This is a genomic window from Lacibacter cauensis, assembly GCF_007830055.1.
In the GTDB taxonomy this organism is placed as follows: Bacteria; Bacteroidota; Bacteroidia; order Chitinophagales; family Chitinophagaceae; genus Lacibacter; species Lacibacter cauensis.
Map to the genome: position 1 here is coordinate 1 of NZ_VLLE01000001.1, position 3,707 is coordinate 3,707.

General features: G+C 39.3%; 2 protein-coding genes. Both read right to left on the reverse strand.

The genetic code is table 11. The annotated features are described in order from the left end of the window. A partial coding sequence (locus tag IQ13_RS00005) for an ABC transporter permease/M1 family aminopeptidase (RefSeq protein ID WP_144883271.1) occupies nt 1-2,944 on the reverse strand: 2,944 nt, incomplete at its 3' end. Nucleotides 2,945-2,989: 45 nt separating this feature from the next. After that, on the reverse strand, nt 2,990-3,707 hold a 718-nt coding region (locus IQ13_RS00010; RefSeq protein ID WP_144883273.1), incomplete at its 5' end, for an ATP-binding cassette domain-containing protein.

Below are 3,707 nucleotides of genomic sequence, written 5' to 3' on the forward strand. Positions count from 1 at the left end.
CACTTACTTTATACAATGGCTCATTTGATGAAAATCCTTTTTCTGTATCATATATCTGCTGGTGTACCTGCAAGCGTTCTTTCATTTTTTCAATACCATACATTTTTTTATACAGCATCATCTCTGTATACATGGCCAAAGTTTCCGTAAGAAATGCAGCGCCTTCTCTTATATCAGGAACAATCTGATTGCCTCCCCACCATAAATGAGATAACTCATGCCCTGCCAGCTCATTGATTACATCCTGTTTTTGATCCGCTTTAATATTGGCATGAAAAAGCATATCCTCAGTCATAAATATGGATGCAGGATAAGCTGTTCCGGCGAAGCCCTTTGTGAATGAAGACACTTCTGCAAAGCAAACAGACTTAAAAGGGTATGCCCCGAAATTACTGCGGCAATAGTCCAATGTCAATTTTGCATTACGTATAAGATGATCTACGTTTACTTCATGTTCAGGATGATACAGCACACTGATAGTTATACTATCATGCAGAACACTCTTAATTTTATATGCTGCAGAAGAGACTGCAAACCGAAAAGGAATCGGATCCATTGCTTCGAATTGAAAATAATTTCGGCCCTTGTCGCTCCATTTCTTTTTCAGTTCGCCGATACCTACTGCGGTTTGCCCGTCGTCGGTATCAATTGTCATTGCAAGCGTTATCAAATCATCAGCAGGCTCTCTTGGATCCTGAATCCGCTTTAAGGGAGTAGCCGGCCCCAGACCGTATTGTTTTCTTTCAATGCTATCCATCAATTCATAGTCCGATTGATAACCGATCCTCGGATAATACCGGCTGATGCGCATAAATGAACCATTTTCAACGATGGCATTAAAAGACTGATGTCCATTCACCGGACGCCAGGAGTACTGCAGTGAAAATCGCAATTTTGCACTGTCATTTGGCCTCAATGGCTGACGAAGGTAAATTTCACTGATGGGTTGATCGATCTCAAGTGTCTCTGAAGCAGACGTAAACTGTGCCTCTGTTATTTTCAAATCATCATGAAAACTAACGAGAATGTGGTTCACCGGACGGTTGGATTTATTCCTGATCGTATAAACGCCCTCAACCGTGTATTGCTGTAATGACGGGAATAGATGCACCTGTGTTATTACATCAGTAATAACAGGCTGCGGTATGGCTTGATATTTTCTGTATTTTTTTTCATAGCTAACTGCCATTTCCAGCTTCTGGCGTTTATCTGCAGGTACATACCCTTTTAAGAATTGATTGGCAAAGAAAAAAGATGAAAAAACTAGAAAGATGAACAGAATCAAGAAATGAACTTTCATTTTGCGCTCTTTTATCATATTTGAAATCTGCCAGAAAACCAACAAACTGCATAAACCAAACATCGCCCGTTGTGCATATGAAAGCATATAGGTTCCATAACCATTAAAATCACTGTATTGTCCCCTAAAGGCTGTAAGGAAGCGAAACAACGGATTATGGATGATTAATCCTGTAAAAGGACTTGCTGCAAAAAATGCAACGGATAATGTAACGCCGAGCGATAGATATTTATGAGGAATGATTTGATTTAAAAGCAACATAAATCCTGCCAGCACTACCAATGGGAAACTACAATACAGAAAAATACTGTAATAAGGTTCCCAGTTGACCGTCGTATAATGATAGCCCATTTGAAAAAACAATGCTAAAAGAATAGATATCACCGTAAAAAAAAATATAAGAACAATACAACTGAACCAATGTCCCAAAAGTTTTGCGGACATGAAAGCTGTTGTATTTTCCAATATCGAAAAACGCGATACACTACTTTTCCAGTATAAATCATTCGCATAATACACGATCAGTAAAACGGCTGGCAAATGTAAATTTTCCAGAATGGTGGATGAGAGTAATCCTGAAGAAGCAAAATTTTGTGGAAGCCGGATACCTTTTTCGATATCAGCATACATTTCCATACCGAGGTTAAATAATAATAAAACAGCAGCTGCGGCAACAGCAATTCCTTTGAATATATAAATCAAATCTGCTTTAAAAAATGAACGGACTGCTTTTACATACTGCAGACTACTGAAACTAACTGCTGTCGTTTTATATGCAGCTGATACAGCAGTATCTGTAAATTTTCCTTCTTTTTGGCTTTTACTTCTGGAAGATTTTATATTGGTATAATACTTCCTGGCAAGTTGGAAAAAGACAACGGATAGTGCAGTAATTATCAACCTGTTTGCCAGCAGGCTTCCACTTAGCGGAGTCAAAACAGTATTACGTTGTGCAATAGTAAAATCCTTACTTTCAAAAAAATAAGCAGTCAGACCAAACGGGTCTGCAAATGCAGAGATATGTTGTATCGCTAACGACTGAGGCATAGACTGCGTCATAAATGGCGAACCGGAAAACAGCAATGCAACCATATAAAGAATATACAACAGCAGTCCGCTTAATGTCAACAGCAGTTTGTTTTTTGTGAACCATGCAACCAGACTTAACACACTGCATACAAAAAACGTATTGACACATCCAAATAAAACCAATGGGTAGATGTAAGAGATTAGATCAAACCCTGTGTGTACAGAAGAACCTCCTCTTACAGATTGACCAACGATAAATCCGGTTGTTATCATCAGAAAACCTGTAAACGATATAATATAGAACGATAAAAACCGGCCGCCAGTAAATTGCTTTTTGGTAAGTGAAGTAGAAAACAACAGCAGATCAAATCGAGCATCCCATTCCTTAAACAAAAGCTGAGCGCCATTGACCGTTGCGATAAAAATGACAGAAAGACTGAGCAATCCGAGTATGAATCCGATCGTATAGGGAGAGTTTACATATACCCCTTCTCCGACACTCAGATTAAACCTTGTACCCGCAAACACCCCAAAACAAAACAATAAAACAGCAATTACATATGTTTGGACCCGGGTGAAATAGCTCTTTATATCAAATATTGTGATCGTGTTCATATTTCTTTATTTGCTCACTTTTACAATTCATGAAAACATCATCGGTTATAGCTCCTGCAGATGTTGAAAATATACCAGCTCCAATGTTGCTGTTACGGGATCAAATCCCAAAGGCTGTTCGTTTGCATAAACGGATATGTGTAATACTCTCTCCACCAGATGCTGGCTGATCACTTTATAAGCAGACCGGTAAGTGCTGAGCTCTGCATGATCAATTGCTTTTGTCCATATCTTTCCTGCAAGAGAGGCAATCATTTCGGAAGGCTTACCAATAGCCCTAATTCTCCCCTGTTGTATGATGGCCATATTGTTACAGAGATTGCGTACATCTTCCACCAGATGTGTAGATAGCATGACAATGACCTCTTCACTGATCTCACTCAACAGCATATTGAAACGATTACGTTCTTCGGGGTCCAAACCGGCAGTGGGTTCATCAACTATGATCAACTGAGGATTGCCGAGCAATGCTTGGGCAACACCAAAGCGCTGTTTCATACCTCCGGAAAAAGTATACAGCTCTTTGTTCTTCACTGCCAACAGATTTACTTTTTCCAGCAAATTGATGATTTGACTTTTTCTTTCACGTGGATTACTTACCCCTTTCAGAATCGCCAGGTGTTCAAGCAAATTATAAGCAGACACTTTTGGATATACACCAAAATCCTGAGGCAGAAATCCAAGATTTTTTTTGACAAATGCAGGCTCTCTGACTATATCAACGCCATTAAAAAGAATGGTGCCGCTTGTAGGCTTCTGAAGT